General features: G+C 71.9%; 16 protein-coding genes. 15 read left to right on the forward strand and 1 reads right to left on the reverse strand.

Features of this window, described 5'->3' with window-relative positions:
* The first annotated feature begins 180 nt into the window (after positions 1-180).
* From H958_RS0114030 to H958_RS46285, 11 genes are all read left to right on the forward strand, one after another.
* On the forward strand, positions 181-1,656 hold the full coding sequence (locus H958_RS0114030) for a histidine kinase N-terminal 7TM domain-containing protein (protein WP_028059134.1): 1,476 nt from the start codon (positions 181-183) through the stop codon (positions 1,654-1,656).
* A gap of 28 nt (positions 1,657-1,684) precedes the next feature.
* Positions 1,685-2,518 (forward strand): dihydropteroate synthase, encoded by an 834-nt coding sequence (gene folP / locus H958_RS37245; RefSeq protein ID WP_231379246.1) that lies wholly within the window; start codon positions 1,685-1,687, stop codon positions 2,516-2,518.
* 15 nt (positions 2,519-2,533) lie between these two features.
* Positions 2,534-2,974 carry a dihydroneopterin aldolase gene (gene folB, locus H958_RS37250; protein ID WP_037410125.1) on the forward strand — a complete coding sequence of 147 codons (441 nt, stop codon included), beginning with the start codon at positions 2,534-2,536 and terminating at the stop codon, positions 2,972-2,974.
* Between the two features lie 63 nt (positions 2,975-3,037).
* Positions 3,038-3,580, forward strand: a complete 543-nt coding sequence (locus H958_RS0114045; RefSeq protein WP_028059135.1) for a TetR/AcrR family transcriptional regulator — start codon at positions 3,038-3,040, stop codon at positions 3,578-3,580.
* 40 nt (positions 3,581-3,620) lie between these two features.
* The gene (gene folK, locus H958_RS37255) at positions 3,621-4,130 is read left to right on the forward strand and encodes a 2-amino-4-hydroxy-6-hydroxymethyldihydropteridine diphosphokinase (protein WP_081685921.1); all 510 of its coding nucleotides are present in this window, start codon (positions 3,621-3,623) and stop codon (positions 4,128-4,130) included.
* Position 4,131: 1 nt separating this feature from the next.
* Positions 4,132-4,899 carry a type III pantothenate kinase gene (locus H958_RS0114055; protein WP_028059136.1) on the forward strand — a complete coding sequence of 256 codons (768 nt, stop codon included), beginning with the start codon at positions 4,132-4,134 and terminating at the stop codon, positions 4,897-4,899.
* A 10-nt stretch (positions 4,900-4,909) separates the two neighbouring features.
* Positions 4,910-5,887 (forward strand): tRNA dihydrouridine synthase, encoded by a 978-nt coding sequence (locus H958_RS0114060; RefSeq protein WP_028059137.1) that lies wholly within the window; start codon positions 4,910-4,912, stop codon positions 5,885-5,887.
* Between the two features lie 106 nt (positions 5,888-5,993).
* Positions 5,994-6,467, forward strand: a complete 474-nt coding sequence (gene greA, locus H958_RS0114065; RefSeq protein WP_028059138.1) for a transcription elongation factor GreA — start codon at positions 5,994-5,996, stop codon at positions 6,465-6,467.
* Complete coding sequence (gene lysS / locus H958_RS0114070) at positions 6,464-7,912, forward strand: lysine--tRNA ligase (protein ID WP_028059139.1); 1,449 nt, start codon at positions 6,464-6,466, stop codon at positions 7,910-7,912. The genes greA and lysS overlap by 4 nt, the downstream gene beginning before the upstream one ends.
* A gap of 254 nt (positions 7,913-8,166) precedes the next feature.
* A complete protein-coding gene (locus H958_RS37260; RefSeq protein ID WP_081685876.1) occupies positions 8,167-10,764 on the forward strand; it encodes an ATP-dependent Clp protease ATP-binding subunit in 2,598 nt (865 codons plus the stop codon).
* A gap of 111 nt (positions 10,765-10,875) precedes the next feature.
* Entirely contained in the window at positions 10,876-12,057 is a 1,182-nt protein-coding gene (locus H958_RS46285) for a penicillin acylase family protein (protein ID WP_196807346.1), read from the forward strand.
* Positions 12,058-12,130: 73 nt separating this feature from the next.
* Here H958_RS46285 and H958_RS0114100 read toward each other — a convergent pair whose 3' ends face one another.
* Positions 12,131-12,742, reverse strand: a complete 612-nt coding sequence (locus H958_RS0114100) for a hypothetical protein (protein ID WP_028059142.1) — start codon at positions 12,740-12,742, stop codon at positions 12,131-12,133.
* A 198-nt stretch (positions 12,743-12,940) separates the two neighbouring features.
* Here H958_RS0114100 and H958_RS46290 point away from each other — a divergent pair, with 198 nt between their 5' ends.
* The 4 genes from H958_RS46290 (at position 12,941) to disA (ending at position 21,013) form a co-directional block, all read left to right on the forward strand.
* A complete protein-coding gene (locus H958_RS46290; RefSeq protein ID WP_156027982.1) occupies positions 12,941-14,062 on the forward strand; it encodes a LamG domain-containing protein in 1,122 nt (373 codons plus the stop codon).
* A 489-nt stretch (positions 14,063-14,551) separates the two neighbouring features.
* Positions 14,552-18,103 carry an ATP-binding protein gene (locus H958_RS0114115; RefSeq protein ID WP_028059144.1) on the forward strand — a complete coding sequence of 1,184 codons (3,552 nt, stop codon included), beginning with the start codon at positions 14,552-14,554 and terminating at the stop codon, positions 18,101-18,103.
* Between the two features lie 360 nt (positions 18,104-18,463).
* On the forward strand, positions 18,464-19,804 hold the full coding sequence (gene radA, locus H958_RS0114120) for a DNA repair protein RadA (protein WP_028059145.1): 1,341 nt from the start codon (positions 18,464-18,466) through the stop codon (positions 19,802-19,804).
* Between the two features lie 96 nt (positions 19,805-19,900).
* Positions 19,901-21,013 carry a DNA integrity scanning diadenylate cyclase DisA gene (gene disA / locus H958_RS0114125; RefSeq protein WP_028059146.1) on the forward strand — a complete coding sequence of 371 codons (1,113 nt, stop codon included), beginning with the start codon at positions 19,901-19,903 and terminating at the stop codon, positions 21,011-21,013.
* Positions 21,014-21,016: the final 3 nt, after the last annotated feature.

Genomic DNA, 21,016 nt, shown 5'->3' on the forward strand with positions numbered 1-21,016 from the left:
ACCGCTCCGGCGTCCGCAGGCGCCTCACTGGCCTGGTGACCGACGACCTGAGCCGCCCGGGGTCACTCCTCGCCCCGGGCGGCTCAGCGACGTGACGCACCCCGCCTGACGACGGCGCTCAAGTTCCGGGTGCGCCCGCCGATACGTGGGCGACATGACCCGGCTCACCGGAGGGACGCCGTGCCCGTGACCAGCTTCCTGCTGCTGTCGGTCTCGGCGGCATGCGCCGCGATGGCCGCGCTCGTCTGGCGCCGCCGCTCCGCTCCGGGCGGGATCGCGCTGATGTGCTTCCTGGCCTGCGTGGCGGTCTGGAACGCCGGCTACGGCCTCGAGATCGCCGCCGGCGGCCTCGCGCGCAAGATGTTCTGGGCCAAGGCGGAGTACCCGGGCGTCTACCTGCTGCCGGTCGCGTTCTTCGCCTTCGCGGTGGAGCACAGCGGCCGCCGCGCGTGGGGCCAGGCCGGGCGCCTCGCCACGCTGGCGATCGTCCCCTGCGCGATCATCCTGCTCGCCTGGACGAACGAGAGCCACCATCTGATCTGGGTCGACATCGAGGCGTTCCAGCCCCGCGGCCGCGTGCTCCAGCTCGGCCATGGCGCGGTCTTCTACTTCGGCGCGCTGTACGCCTACGGCCTGATCCTCGCCGCCTCGGTCACGCTGCTGTCCGGCCGCGCGTCGCACCGGCGCTTCTACCGGCGCCAGTCGATCGTCGTGCTGATCGCGATCGGCACGCCGTGGATCGCCAACGTCCTCTACCTGCTCGGGATCCCGGACACCGGGTTCGACCTGACGACGATCGCGTTCGCGATCACCGCCACCGCCGTCTCGCTCGGCTGCATGCGCTGGGGCCTGCTCGACGTCGTCCCGATCGCCCGCGACGCCGTCGTGGAGCACATGAGCGACGGCATGGTCGTGCTCGACCTGCGCGGCCGCGTCGTCGACTGCAACGCCGCGGTGCAGCCGCTGCTGCGCTGCCCGGTCGAGGACGCCGTGGGCCGCGACGCCGGGGAGGTCCTGCCGCCCCTGGACGTCGACGTCATCCGCACGTCCGACGGCACGCGCGTCTTCGAGGTCGAGGACATCGACCTGACCGGCCGCGCGGCGGCCGCCGGGCGACTGCTGCTCTTCCACGACGTCACGGCACGCGAGGCGCTGCAGGCGCATCTGGCCGCCGACGCGCTGACCGACGAGTTGACCGGGCTCGGCAACCGCCGCTACTTCATGGAGCGCCTCCAGTGGGCGCTCGACGCGGGCAGCCGCAGCGACGACGCGCTCGCCGTCCTCTACCTCGACCTCGACGGCTTCAAGCCGATCAACGACACCTACGGCCACGCGTGCGGCGATGAGGTGCTGATCGCCACCGCGCGCCGGCTCGAGCGGTGCGTCCGCCCGGGCGACGCGCTCGCGCGCCTGGGCGGCGACGAGTTCGCGATCCTGATCCCGCGCCTGGACGACCGCGACGACGCCGGCCACGTGGCCGACCGGATCGCGCTCGCGCTGGCCGAGCCGGTGCTGGTCGATCGCGGGGCCGTCCTCGCCACGGCGAGCGTCGGCGTGCACGTCCAGCCCATCGCGCAGGCCACGCCCGAGTCGCTGCTGCGCGGCGCGGACCGCGGCATGTACGCCGCCAAGCGCCGGACGGTCGCCGGCGTCTGACGTCCGCGGCACCGCTAGCGTGTGCCGCGTGTACGAGATCATGGGCGTGGTCAACGTCACGCCGGACTCCTTCTCGGACGGCGGGTCGTTCGAGGATCCGGAGGCGGCGGTCGCGCACGCCCGGCGGCTCGCGTCCGAGGGCGCGCGCATCCTCGACGTCGGCGGCGAGTCGACCCGGCCCGGCGCCGATCCGGTCCCCGCCGAGGACGAGCTGAGCCGCGTCGTGCCGGTGATCGAGGGGCTCGCGGACGCGGACGCGCGGATCTCGATCGACACGATGAAGCTGCGCGTCGCCGAGGCGGCGGTCGAGGCCGGCGCGAGCTACGTCAACGACGTCAGCGCCTTCCGGCACGACCCGGAGCTCGCGGCGTTCGTGGCCGACCGCGACCTGGATTGCTGCCTGATGCACATGCTCGGCGAGCCGCGCACGATGCAGCGCGACCCGCGCTACGACGACGTCGTGTCCGACGTGAAGGCGTTCCTGAGCGAGCGCATGGCGTTCGCGGTCGCCGCAGGTGTGCCCGAGGAGCGGATCCAGCTCGATCCCGGCATCGGCTTCGGCAAGACGCTCGAGCACAACCTCGAGCTGCTGCGGCGCCTGCACGAGCTGACCGATCTCGGCCGCCCGCTGGTGATCGGCACGAGCCGCAAGTCGTTCCTCGGCCGCCTTACCGGGCGCGACGTGACCGAGCGCGTCCACGGGACGACGGCGACCTGCGTGCTCGCGCTCGAGCGCGGCGCGACCGTCTTCCGCGTCCACGACGTGGCCGCGGTGGCCGATGCGCTGGCCGTGACTGCTGCTACCTTGCTCCGCGTGCCCTCGGCAGCGCCGCCCGATTCGTCGATCCGTCCGGCGCGCTAGCGCCACCGTGACTTCATGGCCCGGGATGAGTCGGACGACTACGAGGACGACGAGGATCTGAGCGAAGAGGACGAGGACGACGAAGGCCCCGAGATCGGGGTCACCGTCGAGATCGTCGGCCTGTCGCTCTACACCCACCACGGCGTCACCGCCGCCGAGCGCGAGATCGGCCAGCGACTGGTGCTCGACGTCCGCTTCGACATCGGCGAGCCGGACGCGCTGATCACCGACCGCGTCGAGGACACGGTCGACTACGGCGAGGTCTGCCAGGTGATCGCGCTGATCGCGCAGGCGCGCTCGTATCGCACGCTGGAGCGCCTGTGCTCCGTGATCGCCGATCGCCTCGCCTCGCAGTTCGGCGCCGAGAGCGTGACGGTGAAGGCCTCCAAGCCCGAGCCGCCGATCCCGCTGCCGGTCGAGGAGGTTTCGGTGGAGCTGTGGCGGGAAGAACGTTAGTGCTCACTATCGTGTAAGTGGTGCAGCCCCTGCGCCCCACCCCGATCATCCGGCCTTAACGGGATGGCCGCTCGCAGATCCGCAGAGGACCGCCGTGAGGAGATCGTCCAGATCGCGTTCCGGCACTTCGCCGAGGGCGGCTACCACGGCACCTCGACCGAGGCGATCGCGCGCGAGGGGGGCATCTCGCAGCCGTATCTGTTCCGGCTGTTCAAGACCAAGCGCGAGCTGTTCCTCGCCTGCATCGACCGTTGCTTCGCCGGCGTCGAGGCGGTGTTCGAGGCGTCGGTCCGGGGCGACACGCCGAAGGAGCGGCTCGACACGATGGGCCGGTCCTACTCCGAGAAGCTGCTGCCCGACCGGCACTCGCTGCGCTTCCAACTGCAGGCCTACGCGGTCGCGTCCGATCCGCAGTTCAAAGACCGGATCCGGGCCCGCTACGGCGGCCTGGTGCGCAAGGTCGCCTCGCTGGCGGGCGTGAGCGTCGAGGAGACGTGGGACTTCTTCGCCTACGGCATGCTCGTCAACGTCATCTCGGCCTTCGACCTGCGCGAGTTCGCGGGCCAGGACGACTGGGCGAAGGCGTGGGTGTCGCTGGAGGAATGATCCGCGGGCACCGGCACGTAGGCTTCGCGGCTTGAACGCGGTGGCGTACCTGGGGCTGGGCTCGAACGTCGGCGACCGGCGCGCGAACCTGCAGGCGGCGGTCGAGCTGCTGTGGGCGCACGGGGTCGTCGTGCTGGCGTCCTCGTCGGTCTACGAGACCGAGCCGGTGGGCGAGGTGCTCGACCAGCGCGCGTTCCTCAACGCGTGCGTGCGCGTGGAGACGGGGCTCGGGCCGGAGGAGCTGCTCGACGCGTGCAAGGCGGTCGAGAAGGCGCTCGGGCGCACGCTCGCCGGCGAGGACGGCTACGAGCATCACGGCCCGCGGCCGATCGACGTCGACCTGCTCCTGCTCGGCGAGCTCGAATACGCCTCGGAGCGGCTGACGCTGCCGCACCGCGAGGTGACGTCGCGCCGCTTCGTGCTCGAGCCGCTGCTCGAGCTCACCCCGCGGCTCGTCGTCCCGGGCGCAGGCCCCGCCGCCGAGGCGCTCGCGAAGATCGAGGGCCAGGACGTCCGGCGCGCCGGCCTCCCGCTCGACGTAGGCCCCTGAGATGCTGCTCGTCGTCGACGTCGGCAACACGCAGACCCACCTCGGCACCTACGACGGCGACGAGCTGATCGAGCACTGGCGCTTCGCGACCGTGCGCGAGTCCACGGCAGACGAGCTGGGCGCGGCGCTGCGCAACCTGCTCGCGCTGCGCGGGCTCGCGTTCGGCGACATCGACGCCTCGATCGTGTCCTCGACCGTGCCGCAGCTGCGGCCGGAGTGGACGGCCATGGCGCGACGCTACCTCGGGCATTCGATGCCGCTCGTAGGCCCGGGGCTGAAGACCGGGATGCCGATCCGCTACGACAACCCGCGCGAGATCGGGCCCGACCGGCTCGTCAACGCCGTGGCGGGCTACGAGCGCGTCGGCGGCGCCTGCGTCGTCGTCGACTTCGGCACCGCCGTCACCCACGACGTCGTCTCGGCGGCGGGGGAGTACCTGGGCGGCGTCATCTTCCCGGGCGTCGAGATCTCCCTGGAGGCGCTGTCCGAGCGCGCCGCGGCGCTGCCGAAGGTCGACCTGACGCCGCCGCGCGGCGTGATCGGCAAGTCGACGGTGGACGCGATCCGCGCCGGCGTGCTGTACGGGTTCGCCGGGATGGTGGACGGGCTCGTGGGACGGCTGCACGACGAGCTGGGCGAGTTCACGACGCTGGCGACCGGCGGGCTGGCCGGCGCGGTGGTCCCGCACTGCTCGTCGATCGACGAGGTCGACGACCTGCTGACGCTGAAGGGCCTGCGGCTGATCTGGGAGCGCAACCAGGCGGACTAACCTGGGATCGATGCGATCACTGCACGATCCGTGGACGATCGGGGGGGTCGAGCTGCCCAACCGGGTGGTCCTCGCGCCCCTCGCCGGGATCGGCAACTGGTTCGTGCGCCTGCAGGCCAAGCGCTACGGCGCCGGTCTCGCGGTCTCGGAGATGATCTCCTCCTTCGCGATCCACTACGGCAACCGCAAGACGCTCGACGAGCTGCTCGTCATCCATCCCGACGAGCGTCCGGTGTCGATGCAGCTGTTCGGCCAGGACCCCGCGATCATGCGCTCGGCGGCGGCGCAGGTGGCCGCCACCGGGGCCGACATCCTCGATCTCAACATGGGCTGCCCTGTCCCGAAGGTCACCAAGACCGGGGCGGGGGCGGCGCTGCTCAAGGACCCCGACACCGCGGTCGCCGTCGCGCGCGCGGCCCGCGAGGGATCCGGCCTCCCGGTGACGGTCAAGCTGCGGGCCGCGATGAAGCCCGGGGGCATCGAGGGGCTCGAGCTCGCGCGCCGGCTCGTGGAGGAGGCGGGCGTCGCGGGCATCACGTTCCACCCCCGCTCAGCGGCCGTGCGCCACAAGGGCACGCCCGACTACGACCTGGCGCGGCAGCTCGTCGAGAACCTCCCCGTACCGGTGATCGTCTCGGGCGGCATGGAGGGCGCCGACCACATCCGCTGGGTGTTCGAGCACACGGGCTGCGCGGCGGTGATGCTCGCGCGCGGCGCGCTCGGCAACCCCTGGCTCTTCGAACAGGTGCTCGGCGCGCGCGGGGACGAGCCCGCCGCGGAGGAGGTGCTCACCGAATGGGCATGGGTGATCGACCGCGCGGAGGAGCATCTGGGCCCGCAGCGGGCCGCGCGCTATCTGCGCAAGTTCCACCCCTGGTACGTGGAACGGCTAGGGGCGGCGCGCCACGTTCAGGACGCGCTCCAGCGGGCCGAGACGCTGGACGAGCAGCGCGCGGTGCTGGACTCCATAACCCCACTTGCGGCATGACGAGCGATTGCTATCCTGCCCGGCTCGCGTGACCCGGAGCGCGATGCCGGTCCGCCTGCAAAGGCGGGCCTTTTCCATCTTCAGCCCCAACAAGGACTGACGGAGTATGCAGAAGGACGTCATCCTCACCCCCGAGGGACTCGAGAAGCTCAAGCAGGAGATCGAGTACCTCTCCACCGACAAGCGTCGCGAGGTCGCCGAGCGCATCAAGGAGGCGCGCGAGTTCGGTGACATCTCGGAGAACTCCGAGTACGACGACGCAAAGAACGAGCAGGCCATGCTCGAGGCGCGGATCGCGACGCTCGAGGACAAGCTGCGCTCGGCATCGGTGATCAACGCGTCGGAGCTGTCCCCTGACGTCGTGCGCGTGGGTTCGCAGGTCCACATCAAGGACGACAGGGGCAAGTCGGCCACATACACCATCGTCGGCTCGACCGAGGCCGATCCGTCGTCGAACAAGCTGTCCAACGAGTCGCCGGTCGGTAAGGCGCTCGTCGGCCGCAAGAAGGGCGACACGGCCAAGGTCATGCTTCCGAACGGCAAGACGCGCGAGCTCACCGTCACGAAGATCGAGGTATGAGCGCTCAAGGCGAGGAGGTCTCCGAGCTCCTCGCCACCCGGCGGCGCAAGCTGGAAGCGCTGCGGGAGGCGGGCGTCGAGCCGTTCCCGCACGCCTATCCCGGCGTCACGCCGGTCGCGGAGGCCAAGGCGCCGCACGAGGGACTCGAACCCGGCGAGGAGACCGACGCGCGCGTGCGCGTCGCCGGCCGCCTTGCCGCTCGCCGCGGCCAGGGCAAGGCCGCGTTCCTGGACCTCGTGGACCGTACGGGGCGGATCCAGCTGCACGCGACCGTCGACGCGCTCGGCCGGGAGTCGCTCGACCGGCTCGTCTCGCTCGACCTCGGCGACCTGATCGGCGCCGGCGGCACCATCTTCAAGACCCGCCGCGGCGAGCTCTCGGTGCGGATCGACGACTGGACCCTGCTCGCGAAGTCGCTGCGGCCTCCGCCGGAGAAGCACCACGGGCTGACCGACGTCGAGACGCGCTTCCGCCGCCGCGACCTGGATCTGATCGCCAACGAGGAGTCGCGCGAGCTGTTCGTCGCGCGCGCGAGGATCATCTCGACGATCCGCCGGTTCCTCGACGAGGAGGGCTTCATCGAGGTCGAGACCCCGGTCCTGCAGCCGATCTACGGCGGCGCGCTCGCCCGTCCGTTCACGACGCACTACAACGCGCTGGACCGGACGATGTACCTCCGGATCGCCACCGAGCTCTACCTCAAGCGCCTGATCGTGGGGGGCCTGGAGCGCGTGTACGAGCTGGGCAAGGACTTCCGCAACGAGGGCCTCTCGCCCAAGCACAACCCCGAGTTCACGATGCTCGAGTGGTACGAGGCGTACGCGGACTGGGAGGTCGTCGCCGACCGCGCCGAGCGGCTCGTCGACGCCGCCGCGCGGGCCGTCGGCAACGAGGGCTTCAAGCCGCCGTGGAAGCGCGAGACGCTGGCCGGCGCGATCCGGTCGCGCACCGGCATCGACGTGCTCGCCCACCGCTCGCTCGAGGCGTTGCAGGGCGCCATGCGCGAGCATGGCCTGGACGTGCCGGGCGAGGACACGTGGGCGCAACTCGTCGACCACCTGCTCTCGCACTATGTCGAGCCGCACCTGATCGAGCCGACGATCCTGCACGATTACCCGGTCGAGCTCTCGCCGTTCGCCAAGCGCCACCGCGAGATCGAGGGCCTGACCGAGCGCTTCGAGGCGTACGCGGGCGGGATGGAGATCGCCAACGCCTTCTCGGAGCTCAACGATCCGGACGACCAGCGGGCGCGCTTCGAGGATCAACGTCGGCACGCTGACGCGGGCGACGAGGAGGCGCAGCCGTATGATGAGGACTACATCCGGGCCCTCGAGCAGGGCATGCCGCCCACGGGAGGCATCGGCATCGGCATCGATCGCCTGGTGATGCTCCTTACGGGTCGCCAGACCATTCGGGAAGTCGTTCTCTTCCCCGCCCTCAAGTAGACCGTCGGTCGAACCGATACGGCCGCCATGTCGAGCGGCGGCTCCGCTCGCTCCCGTTGGTAGACTGGGGTATGGCCGGAAAGACGTACCCCGCGCATTCATCCGATTCGGCGATCGTGCCGAATACGCGGATGAGGGCCGGGGTATTTTTGTCTCCCGCCGTTCCCGTCACGCAAGGCCCTCCCAACCACCCACGGACCACCAGAACGACCGAGCGCTAGGCGAGCACTAGTAGGAAGGAAGCTCCCCAACCCATGTTCGAGCGATTCACAGAGCGAGCACGTCAGGTGGTCGTCCTCGCCCAGGAGGAGGCGCGGACGCTCAAGCACAACTACATCGGGACCGAGCACATCCTCCTCGGCCTCCTTCGCGAGGAGGAGGGTCTGGCCGCACGCGTCCTCGAGTCCCTTGACATCACCGTCGAGCGAGTGCGCGCTCAGGTCGTGCGCATCGTCGGATCGGGCGAGGAGGTGACCTCCGGGCAGATTCCCTTCACGCCGCGCGCGAAGAAGGTGCTCGAGCTTGCGCTCCGCGAGGCGCTGTCCCTCGGCCACAACTACATCGGCACCGAGCACATCCTGCTCGGCCTCGTTCGCGAGAACGAGGGCGTCGCGGCACGCATCCTGCTCGACTTCGACGCCGACTCCGAGAAGATCCGCAACGAGGTCATCCGCATGCTCTCCGGCCCCGGTGGGCGCCGGCAGGGCAGCCAGGGCCAGGGCCAGGCCGCTCCCGGCGGTGCCGCCCAGGGCGAGGGCAAGAAGTCCTCGAAGCTGCTCGACCAGTTCGGGCGCAACCTGACCAAGCTGGCCGCCGACGGCAAGCTGGATCCGGTCGTCGGACGCGAGACCGAGATCGAGCGGATCATGCAGATCCTCTCGCGGCGCACCAAGAACAACCCCGTCCTCGTCGGCGAGCCCGGCGTGGGGAAGACCGCCGTGGTCGAGGGCCTCGCCCAGCGGATCACCAACGGCGACGTGCCGGAGCTGCTCAAGAACAAGCAGATCTACACGCTCGACCTGGCGGCGCTGGTCGCGGGCTCAAAGTACCGCGGCGAGTTCGAGGAGCGCCTCAAGAAGGTGATGAAGGAGATCACCCAGCGCGGCGACATCATCCTGTTCATCGACGAGCTCCACAACCTCGTCGGCGCGGGTGCCGCGGAGGGTGCGATCGACGCGGCGTCGATCCTCAAGCCCGCGCTGGCCCGCGGTGAGCTGCAGACCGTCGGCGCCACCACGCTGGACGAGTACCGCAAGTACCTGGAGCGCGACTCGGCCCTCGAGCGCCGCTTCCAGAAGATCACGGTGGACCAGCCGTCGCTCGAGGAGTGCGTGCAGATCCTCAAGGGCCTGCGCGACCGCTACGAGGCCCACCACAAGGTCAACATCACCGACGAGGCGCTGGAGGCCTCGGCGGAGCTTGCGGACCGCTACATCTCCGACCGCTTCCTTCCCGACAAGGCGATCGACCTGATCGACGAGGCCGCGTCGCGCATGCGCATCAAGTCGATGTCCTCCCCGCCCGTGTACCGGGAGCTCGAGGAGGAGATCGAGACGACGCGTCGCGACAAGGAGGCCGCGATCGAGAACCAGGAGTTCGAGAAGGCTGCGCACCTTCGCGATCGCGAGCGCCAGCTCACGAACAAGAAGCGCGACCTCGAGGACGCCTGGGAGTCCGGCGAGGGCGGCGACCGCCCGTCGATCGGCGAGGAGGAGATCGCGGACATCGTCTCGATGTGGACGGGCATCCCGGTCTTCAAGCTCACCGAGGCCGAGACGCAGAAGCTGATGCGCATGGAGGACGAGCTCCACAAGCGCGTCATCGGCCAGCACCAGGCGATCGAGGTCGTCGCGAAGGCGATCCGCCGCTCGCGTGCCGGGCTGAAGGACCCGAAGCGGCCGACCGGCTCGTTCATCTTCCTGGGCCCCTCGGGCGTGGGCAAGACGGAGCTGGCGCGGACGCTCGCGGAGTTCCTCTTCGGCGACGAGGACGCGATGGTGCGCATCGACATGTCGGAGTACATGGAGAAGCACGCCGTCTCCCGGCTCGTCGGCTCGCCTCCCGGCTACGTCGGCTACGACGAGGGCGGCCAGCTCACGGAGGCCGTGCGGCGCAAGCCGTACAGCGTCCTGCTGCTGGACGAGATCGAGAAGGCCCACCCGGACGTCTTCAACATCCTCCTGCAGATCCTCGAGGACGGCCGTCTGACGGACTCGCAGGGCCGCACGGTGGACTTCCGCCACGCGATCGTGATCATGACCTCGAACATCGGGGCGGGCGAGATCGCACGGAACACGCCGCTCGGCTTCGCGGTCTCCGACGACGAGACCGGCATCTCCTACGACGACATGAAGTCGCGGATCATGGGCGAGCTCAAGAAGGTCTTCCGGCCTGAGTTCCTCAACCGCATCGACGACGTGATCGTCTTCCACAAGCTGACGAAGGACGAGATCAAGTCCATCGTCGAGCTGCTGCTGCGGCGCATCCGCACCTCGCTTGCGGAGCGCGAGCTGCAGCTGGAGCTGACGGAGGAGGCCGAGGACTTCTTGGTCGAGAAGGGCTGGGACCCGTCGATGGGCGCCCGCCCGCTGCGCCGGGCGATCCAGCGCTACATCGAGGACCCGCTCGCCGACTTCGTGCTGCGCGCGGAGCTCGTGCCCGGCGGGACCGTGATGGTCGAGCCGGCGCCCGAGGGCTCCGAGGACGAGGTCCGGCTGTCGGTCGTCAAGCCCCCGGTCGAGAAGCCCGCGCCGGTCGGCGTCGGCGGCCGCAAGGAGGGCGACGACGCCGAGCAGGTGGACGACACGGGCGCGCTGGACACGCCGGCCGTGCCGCCGAGCGACGAGTCGTAGCTCCGGGCTCAGATCCGTTTCGCCGAGGGCGCCCTACGGGGCGCCCTCCGCTCATTGATCTCCGCGCCAATGTCCAGGATCGCCGCTCTCGCAGCGGCGGCAGGAGTCGTCGTGGCATTCCCGGCCTCCGCCGCGGCCACCGACTACGCCGCCACCGCGCGCAACATCGTGCCCTCGGGCCAGCTCGGCGGGTTCCCCGTCCCGCCCGATGCCGGCCTGCAGGCGCAGATGTACGACGCGCTCACGCCGAAGTTCAACCAGGTCACGGACGCCGACCTCCAGACCGACTTCAAGTCGGAGGGCTTCGGCGTCGGACCCGACGGCCCGGGCACGCCGGAGGCGGTCCCGCGCAAGGGCGTGACGATCGTGCGTGACCGCTTCCACGTTCCGCACATCACCGGCGCCACGCACGACGACGTCACCTGGGCGATGGGCTGGATCACCCAGGAGGACCGGGCGCTGCTGCTGGCCCAGGCGCGCTACCCGGGCCGCCTCGCCGCCCTCGACGCGCCGAACATCGATGCCTTCAGCCTGGTCGAGAAGCTGGCGACGTTCACGCCGACCAAGCAGGCGGACGGGATGATCGAGCGGACGGCGGTCCGCAACCTCCGCAGCCGCGGGCAGGCGGGGCGCACGGTCCTGCACGACATCGACGTCTACGTCCAGGGTCTCAACGCGCGGCTGCGCGCCGAGAAGAGCGGCCAGAAGCCGTGGACGCGCGTCGACGTGATCGGCGCGAACGCGCTCGTCGGCCAGGGCGGCGGCGACGAGGCGCGGCGCTCCGAGTTCCTCTCGACGCTGCGCAATCGCCTCGGCGCCGCCAAGGCCGGGAAGGTCTTCGGCGACCTGACGGAGTTCGACGATCCCGACTCGCCGGTCACGATCGAGAAGTCGTTCCCGTCGGCCTCATCGACGCGGGGGCGGCGCCCGCGATCATGGACGCCCTCTGCCCGCCGCTCTTCCGCGCCGCGATGGGCGGCGCGCTCAAGCCGGGCGTGCTCGACGCCATGCGCCCGATCATCGGCACCGACGCGGGTCCCGGCGGCGACTTCACCGACGGCGGCTTCTGGTACCTGGACAAGGACCTGCGCCGGCTCACCGGCACCCGGTTCAAGCGGCCGCTCTCCACGCGCTACTGCGGCCGCGGCAGCGCCGCGGCGTGCGCCACGGCCCTATGGGGCGCGTTCGAGGCGGCCGGCGCGGCGCTCCAGACGGCCCAGGGCACCGCGGACCCGGACGCCTGGCGCGCCGATGCCGACAAGGAGCGCCTGGGCTTCGTTTCCGGCCTGCTGAAGACGACCATCCGCTTCACCAACCGCCCGAGCGGCATCCAGCAGGTGATCAGCTTCAGCGGGCACCGGCCGCGCTAGGAGATCTCGAGCACCGTCCCGTAGACGAGGCAGTTGGCCGCGGGCGCGCCGCGGCCATCCTGCCGCACCACGCCGTTGATCAGCAGGTTGACGCCCTGCGGCGTCTGCACGTGGTAGAAGAACGTGTTGGAGCCGCTGATCGTCAGCGGCGCGACGGTCTGATTGGCGAGCAGCCCGACGGCGCCGTCGCCGACGCCGACCCGGCGGGCGATGTTGATGATCTGGCCCGACGTGTTGACGAAGTTCAGCGTCGTCGTCGGATCCTCGATGCCGGCGGCGCCGTTCTGGTCGTTGCACGTCGCCGTGAGGTTCCCGACCCCCGCGGCGTTGCCGATCGTCAGCGGCGCGCCCGGCGCGTTGTCGGCGACCTCGAACGACTTCCCGAACGTCTGCGTGTGCGGCACGCCGGCCAGGAACTTGCCCGGGAGCATGCCCTTGTCGGGCCCCGACTTGTTGGTGGCCACGAGCCGTCCGGCGGCGTGCGACACCGTGCCGGAGGCCGAGACGGCGCTCTTGCCGTCGACGGCGCCCGCGTTGCGGGCGAAGCTCACCGCCGCCATGGACGTGCCGCCGAGCGACATGAACAGGGCGGCGCTTGCGACGACCATGGCCGGCGACGGTCGCGAGATCCTCATTTGCTTCCCCTTCGATGGAGATGATCGGTTGGCGCACCCCTCGATACCCGCGGAAGGCGCGAAAGGTGCGGAGCGGCCCGGCGGTTAGCCGACACCAACATTCGTCGAGTCGCGGACGCCAGGGTTCGCCGCCGCCGTTCGTCAAGCACCCGACGAGGCTAGGTGGCGGACGTGACGACGAGGGCGATCAGGTGCAGGACGGCTTCGGCGCTGGCGTGCGCGGCGCTCGCGGTGATGGCCGGCCCCGCACACGCGGACACTCCGGGCCTGGTGGCCCAGTGGCGCTTCGACGAGCCGGACGGGCAGTCCGCGCTCGACGACGGCCCGTTCGGCCTCACCGGCCAGCTCGGCGCGAGCGCGGAGCCGGACGCCGCGGATCCGGTCCGGATCGCGGACGCGTCGGGCGGCGCGCTGCACTTCGACGGCGGCGAGCTCGTCCGCCTGCCCGAGAGCTCGCGGCTCGAGCTGCAGGCGATGACCATCCAGGCCGTCGTGCGCGCGCCCGAGAGTCCGGGCGCCTGGCGCTACGTCCTCTCACGCGGCGCGCGCGGCTGCTTCGCCGGCTCCTATGGCCTCTACACCGCCGCGGCGGGCGGGATCGCGCTCTACGTCTTCGACGGCCGGCGCTACGTGGTCTCGGCCGTCGCCCGCATCCAGGACGTGTGGGACGGCCGTTGGCACCAGATCGCCGGCACGTTCGACGGCAGCGCACTGCGGCTCTACGTGGACGGCCGCCCGGTCGGCGCGCCGATGGCCGCGCCGCTGCGTGTCGACTACTCGACCACGTCGCAGAGCGCCGCGATCGGCAGCTACCTCGGCCGCTGCAGCCTGTCGTATCGCGGTGATCTCGACCTCGTGCGGGTGACGGCCGGAGCGCTCGGACCGGACGCATTCGCGACGCCGGCGCCCGGAGAGCCGCCCGCGGCCCAGACCGGCGACGCTCCTGTGGCGCCGCTCCCGGCCGCCGCCCAGGGCACCACGCTTGACGCAGGCGACCCGGACGGCACGGCGCCGGCGACGGCTCCCGGGCCGCGGCCGGCCTGCGTGATCCGGCTCTCGCGCACGCGCGTCTCGCCGCACCGGCGAACGGTCGTGCGCGCGCGCCTCGGCGTCCGCCGCGTCACCGTGGTGGCTCGGCGCACGCGCCGCGGCAAGGCGATCGCGAAGGCGCGCACGAGCGCCGCGGGCGTCGCCCGCCTCGTCCTCCGGCGGCCGCCGTCCGGGAGTCTGACGATCAGCGTCGCCGGCCAGCCGTCGTGCACGCCCGCGCGGCTGCAGGTGCGGTCCGGCTGACGGCCTCCGCGCCCGGCTCGGCTGGAGCGCTCCAGCGCCGGCGCGCTTGCGGTCCCGCGCATTGCGTATACGCGCGACGTCGAGCACGATCTGGTCGCCGAGGCGACGTCGTTCGGCGGCGCCACGCGACCGCCGAGCGGCATCACCGCCGCGCTCGACAAGGCCTGAGACGGCAAGAGGCCCGCCGATCGGCGGGCCTCTCACGCGTAGAGGCGGTGGTCCGGGGGTCAGTCGGTAGGTCCGCCTCGCGACGCTGGAGAAAGGTGAGAGATCCAGCGTCTGGAGGATGGGATCGCGGGTCAGACGATCCCTTGTTCTGGGTGGGAGAGCCGGCCGAGCCAGTGTCGACTCCCCGCTATGTCGATCGACGTCCATGTCGACTGCGGCTTCGGGGGGTCCGATCCGAGCGCCGCTCCAAGCATCATGCGCCGCCGCGGTTGCCGAAACCTTGGAGAAACCTTGGCGGCGCGATAGGTTCCGGGTCTGACAGTGGGTCACGGATGGGATATCCGGCTCTGTGGGCCGGTCGTCGTCGAAGCGCAGGGCCGGCGCGTCGACGCCGCACTACCTGGGCGGCAGGGCCGCCTCCTCTTCGCCTACCTGGTTTCGAACCGGGCCCGCGGCTGCCCGCGCGACGAGCTGATCGACGTCCTCTGGCCGGAGGGGCCGCCGGCCGCGGCGGACTCCGCGCTGAGCGCGCTGCTGTCGAAGCTCCGCAAGGCGCTCGGCGAGGGCATGCTGACCGGCCGGGGCGAGCTGCGGCTGAACCTCCCCGCCGACGTGCGCGTCGACACCGAGGAGGCGGTCGCCGCGATCGCCGACGCGGAGACGGCGATCGAGACCGGCAACCCGGCGATCGGGGTCGAGCGGGCGCGGGCCGCGCTGTCGATCGACCTGCAGACGTTCCTGCCCGACTCCGAGGGGGGCTGGGCGGCGGAGCAGCGGCGCGAGCTGGAGTCGGTCCGGCTGCGCGCGCTCGAGGCGCTCGCCGAGGCCGGCCTGCGCCAGGGGGGCCGCGAGCTCGGCGCCGCCGAGCAGGCGGCGCGCGCCGCGATCGCCGCCGCGCCCTTCCGCGAGTCCGCCCACCGGCTGCTGATGGAGGTCCACGAGGCGGCCGGCAACCCGGCCGAGGCGCTGCGGGCCTTCGAGGAGCTGCGCTCGCTGCTGCGCGAGGAGCTCGGCACGACGCCCGGGCCGGCGGCGATGGGGGTGTTCGAGCGCGTCCTGCGCGGTGAGCCGCCCCCGGCCCGGCGGGAGCCTCCGGCGGCGGCGCCGGCGCGCGGCTTCGACGCGGTCAGCTGGCCCGTTCCGCTCGCGGCCGCGGTGGACCGTCACGCGCTGGTCGGGCGCGACGTCGAGCTCGAGTACCTCGGCCGCTGCTGGCGCGAGGCGACCGAGGGGCAGCGCTCGCTCGTCCTGCTGGCGGGCGACGCGGGGATCGGCAAGACGCGCACGGCCGCCGAGCTCGCCGCGCGCGCCCACTCCGACGGCGCCGTCGTGCTCTACGGCCGCTTCGACGAGGAGACGCTGGCGCCGTACCAGCCTCTGGTCGAGATGCTGCGCGGCTGGTCGGCGGGCGCGCCGCTGGACGCGCTGCGCGACCGCCTCGGCCCGCGCGCCGCCGAGCTGGGGATCCTGCTGCCGGAGTTCGGGCCGCCGCCGCCCGAGACGCTCGCGATGTCGGGGCCCGAGGCCGACGCGCAGCGCTTCCGCTTCTTCGACGCCGTCGCCGCGCTGATCGGCGAGATCGGCGCCGAGGCGCCGGTCGTGCTCGTCTTCGACGACCTCCACTGGGCCGACCGCCCGACGGTCCAGCTGCTGCGCCACCTGGTGCGCGCGCCGGCGCCGCGGCGGGCGCTGTTCCTCGGCACCTATCGCGAGAGCGAGATCTCCGAGCGCCACCTGCTGCACGAGCTGATCGGCGACCTGCGGCGCGAGGGGACGCTGCGGCGGCTCGAGCTCGGCGGGCTCAACGAGGGGGAGGTCGCGGAGCTGGTGATCGCGCTGTCGGCGGCGCCCGCGACGGGCTCGTTCGTCCGCGCGCTGGCCGGCGAGACCGACGGCAACCCGTTCTTCATCGAGGAGGTCGTGCGGCACATCCGCGACACCTCGGGGGCGCTCACGGAGGAGATCACGCTCGAGGAGGCGGGCGTCCCGGACGGGGTGCGCGAGGTCACCGCGCGGCGCCTGCGCCGGCTCAGCGAGAACGCGCGCTCGGTGCTGCTGGTCGCGTCGGTGATCGGCCGCGAGTTCGACTTCGACGTGCTCGAGGCGGTGGTGACGCAGTCCGGCGACGAGCTGGTCGAGGCGCTCGAGGAGGGCGTGGAGGCGCGGGTCCTGCGCGAAGCCGGCCATGTCGGCCGGTATGCGTTCACCCATGCGCTGGTGCGGGCGACGCTCTACGACGGGATCTCGCAGCTGCGGCGCGCGCGGCTGCACGGCCGCGTCGGGGAGATGCTGGTGAAGCTGCGCGGGGGCGACCTGGACCCGCACCTGGCGATGCTGGCGCACCACTTCGCGCAGGCGGCGCCGGTCGAGCGCCCGGATCGCGCGATCGACTTCGCGCTCGCCGCGGCGCGCCGCGCCGACCGCCTGCTGGCGTGGGAGGAGGCGGCGATGCACTACCGCGCGGCGCTGCGGGCGCGCGAGCTGGCGGGCGCCGTCGACGATCACGTGCGCGCCGAGCTGCTGCTCGCGCTGGGGGCCAGCGAGGACCGCGCCGGGATGGAGGAGGACGCGCGCGCGACGTTCCAGGCCGCGATCCGCACGGCGCGCCAGCTCGGCGACCCGGTGCTGCTCGGGCGCGGCGCGCTGGGCGCCGCAGGCCCGTGGTCGATGCTCTCGCGGTCCGATCCTGAGCGCGTGCGGTTGCTGGAGGACGCGCTCGAGGCGCTGCCGCCGGACGACTCGCCGCTGCGCGCGCGGCTGCTGGCGCGGATGTCGCTCGAGCTGTACTACGCCGGCGAGCCGGAGCTGCGGATGGCGCTCTCCGCCGAGGCCGTGGAGATCGCGCGGCGGATCGACGACCCGCGCACGCTCGCCCAGTGCCTCGACACCCGCCACTACGCGTTGTGGCTGCCCGAGAACGTGGAGCAGCGGCTCGAGGTCGCCGCCGAGCTGCGGCGGGTGGCGCAGGAGACAGGCGACCCCGAGCTCGAGCTGCAGGGCGCCGGCTGGACGATCATCGACCTGATGGAGCTCGGCGACATCCAGGGCGTCGACATCCAGATCGCGGCCGCTTCGAAGCTCGCCGAGGCGCTGCACCGGCCGATCTGGCTGTGGTGGACGTCGCTCTTCCGCGGCGCCCGCGCGGCGCTGGCGGGTGAGTTCGACGCCGCCGAGCGGCTGGCGCAGGAGACGCTGGCGACCGGCCAGCGCGGGCAGGCCGAGAACGCGCTGCACTACTACGCGCAGTCGATGTTCAACATCCGCCGCGAGCAGGGCCGCCTGGCCGAGGTGGAGGGCGCGGTGCGCGGCTTCATCGAGCTCTACCCGGCGCTCCCGGGCTGGCGCTGTGCGCTGGCGCTGGTGATGGTCGAGCTGGGCCGTCCGGACGAGGCGCGAGCGGAGTTCGAGCGCCTTGCCGCCAACCACTTCGCCGACATCCCGCGCGACGCGAACTGGCTGATCGGGATCACGCTGCTGGCGGAGGTCTGCGGCGCGTTGCAGGACGGCCCGCGCGCCGCCGAGCTCTACTCGCTCCTGCTGCCCTACGCGGGACGCAACGTGGTCGTGGGGCGCAACGCGACCAACAACGGCTGCGCGTCCCGGCTGCTCGGCGTGCTCGCGGCCGCCCAGGGCGAGTGGGACCTTGCGGAGCGCCACTTCGAGGAGGCGCAGAAGATGCACGCCCACATGGGAGCCCGCCCGTGGCACGCGCGGACACAGGTGGCCTACGCGGAGATGCTCCTCGCCCGCGGACGCGCCGACGACGTGGCGAGAGCGGGAGAGATGCTCGCCGACGCGATCCTCGTCGCGGACGCGCTCGGCATGGTCGTGCTCGCGGAGCACGCGCGGTCGCTGGTGCCGGCGCGAGTCTAAGGCGCGCGGCGGCGGCCGTGCGGCGCGCGTCTTCGCGCGGCGGCGCCCTCCCCGCGGCCCCGCCGCCTCGGCGCGCGCCGCTGCGCGGCACGGTCGTCCCCTCGGGGCGCTCTCCGCGTAGCCCCTCGCTGGGGCCGGCGAACTGCGCCGGTAAGGGAGGCGGGTCAGCCTGTCTGCGCGATTCGCGAGGCCGCGAGAGCCGTTGTGGCAGGTCGTGCCCGAGGTCGGACCCGTGTGTGGTCGCTAAGTCGGGCACAGCGCTACTTAGCGACCACGCGAGCGCGGAGGCGCCGCCGGAGGATCGCCGCGGCCCGCCGCCGGGGCGAACTCGTCCGGCCCGGCGCCTAGGTTCACCGGACCATGCCGCGCGCCTCCACCGTGTTCGTCTGCTCCTCCTGCGGCGCCGAGTCGGCGAAGTGGCGCGGGCAGTGCCCGGACTGCGGCAACTGGAACACGCTCGCCGAGGAAGCCCGTGGCCCCGCGAAGGCGCCGAAGGCGGCCACACGAGCCGTCAAGCCCGTCCCGCTGCGGCAGGTCGAGGCGGTCCGGTACACGCGGCTCGCGACCGGCATCGGCGAGCTGGACCGCGTGCTCGGCGGCGGCCTGGTCCCAGGCTCGCTGGTCCTGATCGGCGGCTCTCCCGGCATCGGCAAGTCGACGCTGACCTCGATGGCGCTCGGGAACCTGCAGGCCGACGGCCGCCGCACCCTGTACGTCTCCGGCGAGGAGTCCGCGGCGCAGATCCGCCTCAGGGCCGAACGGCTGCCCGGGGCGGCGCTGGACGTGCCCGTGCTCGCCGAGACCGACCTGGACACCGTCCTCGCCACGCTCGACGCGGAGAGGCCGGAGGTGTGCGTGATCGACTCCGTCCAGACGCTGCACGCCGGGGACCTCACGGGCGCGGCGGGCTCGGTCGGCCAGGTCCGCGAGGTCGCCGACCGGATCACGCGGCTGGCCAAGCAGCGCGGCATCGCGGTCCTGCTCGTCGGTCACGTGACAAAGGAGGGCGCGCTCGCCGGCCCGCGCGTGCTCGAGCATCTCGTCGACGCGGTGCTGCAGTTCGAGGGCGAGCGGGAGCGGACCTACCGCACGCTGCGCGCCCTCAAGAACCGCTTCGGCTCCACCAACGACGTCGGCGTCTTCGAGATGCAGACCTCGGGCCTCGTCGAGGTCGCGGACGCGAGCGCGCGCTTCGTCGCCGAGGCGACGCGCGCCCCCGGGAGCGTGGTCCTCGCGGCCATGGAGGGCTCCAGGCCGCTGCTCGTGGAGGTCCAGGCGCTCGTCTCACCGAGCGAGATCGTGCCGCCGAGGCGCGTCGCCAACGGCATCGACCGTAACCGGCTCGCGCTGGTGCTCGCCGTGCTCGGCCGCCACGCGGGCATCGGCGCCGGCGCCGCCGACGTGTTCGTCAACGTCGCCGGCGGCGTCAAGATCGAGGAGCCGGGCGCCGACCTCGCGGTCGCCCTCGCCGTCGCGAGCGCGACCCGCGGCGTGACGATGGGCGAGCAGACGCCGATCGCCTGCTTCGGTGAGATCGGACTGACGGGCGAGCTGCGCTCCGTGGGCCACCCCGAACGGCGTCTCGCGGAGGCCCAGAAGTTCGGGCTCGCCGACGTCATCGCCCCTTCGCAACGCACATCTACGCTGCGTCAAGCGGTCCGCCAGGCCCTCGGGTCGACACCCAAAACCCAAGCCGCCTAGCATGTGCAACTGCGGTCGTCAAGCAGCGTTTTTGGCTCTGTAGCAGGACATTCGAAGCGTAAATGGCGGTTAAGCAACTGCTAGAATCCTTTTGTGATGCAGCCGCGATCAGGGGAAGAGCTCACTGAGCTCGAAGCGCGGCAAGAGCCCCGTTTGGTCAAGGCGCTCGAGATGGTCGCTCCCGGCACGGCCGTCCGCGAGGGGATCGACAACATCGTGCACGCCCGCACCGGCGGCCTGATCGTCATCGGCGATCCCGACGAGCTGGCGTTCCTGTTCAGCGGCGGCATCCGGCTGGACATCGACTACACGCCGGCCCTCGTGTACCAGCTCGCGAAGATGGACGGCGCGATCGCGCTGAACGCCAACGCGACGAAGATCGCATGGTGCAACGTGCAGCTGATGCCGGACCCGACGATCCTCACGTCGGAGACCGGCACGCGCCACCGCACCGCCGAGCGCATCTCCAAGCAGACCGACGCGCTGGTCATCGCGATCTCGCAGCGCCGCGACGTGGTCAGCCTCTACGTGGACGGCGCGAAGTACATCCTCGAGGAGATCCCCGCCGTCCTCGCCAAGGCCAACCAGGCGCTCGCGACGCTCGACAAGTACCGCTCGCGCCTCGACCAGGTGTCGACCCGCCTGACCGCGCTCGAGTTCGAGGGCGGTGTCACGCTGCACGACGTCCTGACCGTCCTGCAGCGCGCCGAGCTGGTGACGCGCATGGCGGTGGAGATCGAGCGCTACATCGTCGAGCTCGGCACCGAAGGCCGGCTGATCGAGATGCAGCTCGAGGAGACGATGGTCGGCGTGGCCGGCGACAAGGCCGCCCTGCTGCACGACTATCTCGCCGATCCGGTCGACGACGCCTTCGCGATGGCGCTCGACGGCATCGCGCGCCTGCCGCACCAGGACCTTCTGGACTTCGGCCGCCTGGCCGAGCTGTTGGGCTACGACCGCAAGGTCAACACGCTCGACTATCCCGTCTCCCCCCGCGGTTATCGCATTCTCGGGCGCATCCCCCGGCTTCCCAAGCTGGTGGTGCAGAACATCGTGCGCGAGTTCCGCGGGTTGGACGAGATCCTGGCCGCCACCGATCCGGAGCTGGAGTCGGTCGAGGGCGTGGGGGAGATCCGGGCGAAGGACATCCGCGAGGGCCTTCGCCGCCTGCAGGAGATCAACCTCGTGGACCGCTATCTGCAGACCTGATGA

The organism is Candidatus Solirubrobacter pratensis (genome assembly GCF_000425945.1).
GTDB lineage: Bacteria > Actinomycetota > Thermoleophilia > Solirubrobacterales > Solirubrobacteraceae > Solirubrobacter > Solirubrobacter pratensis.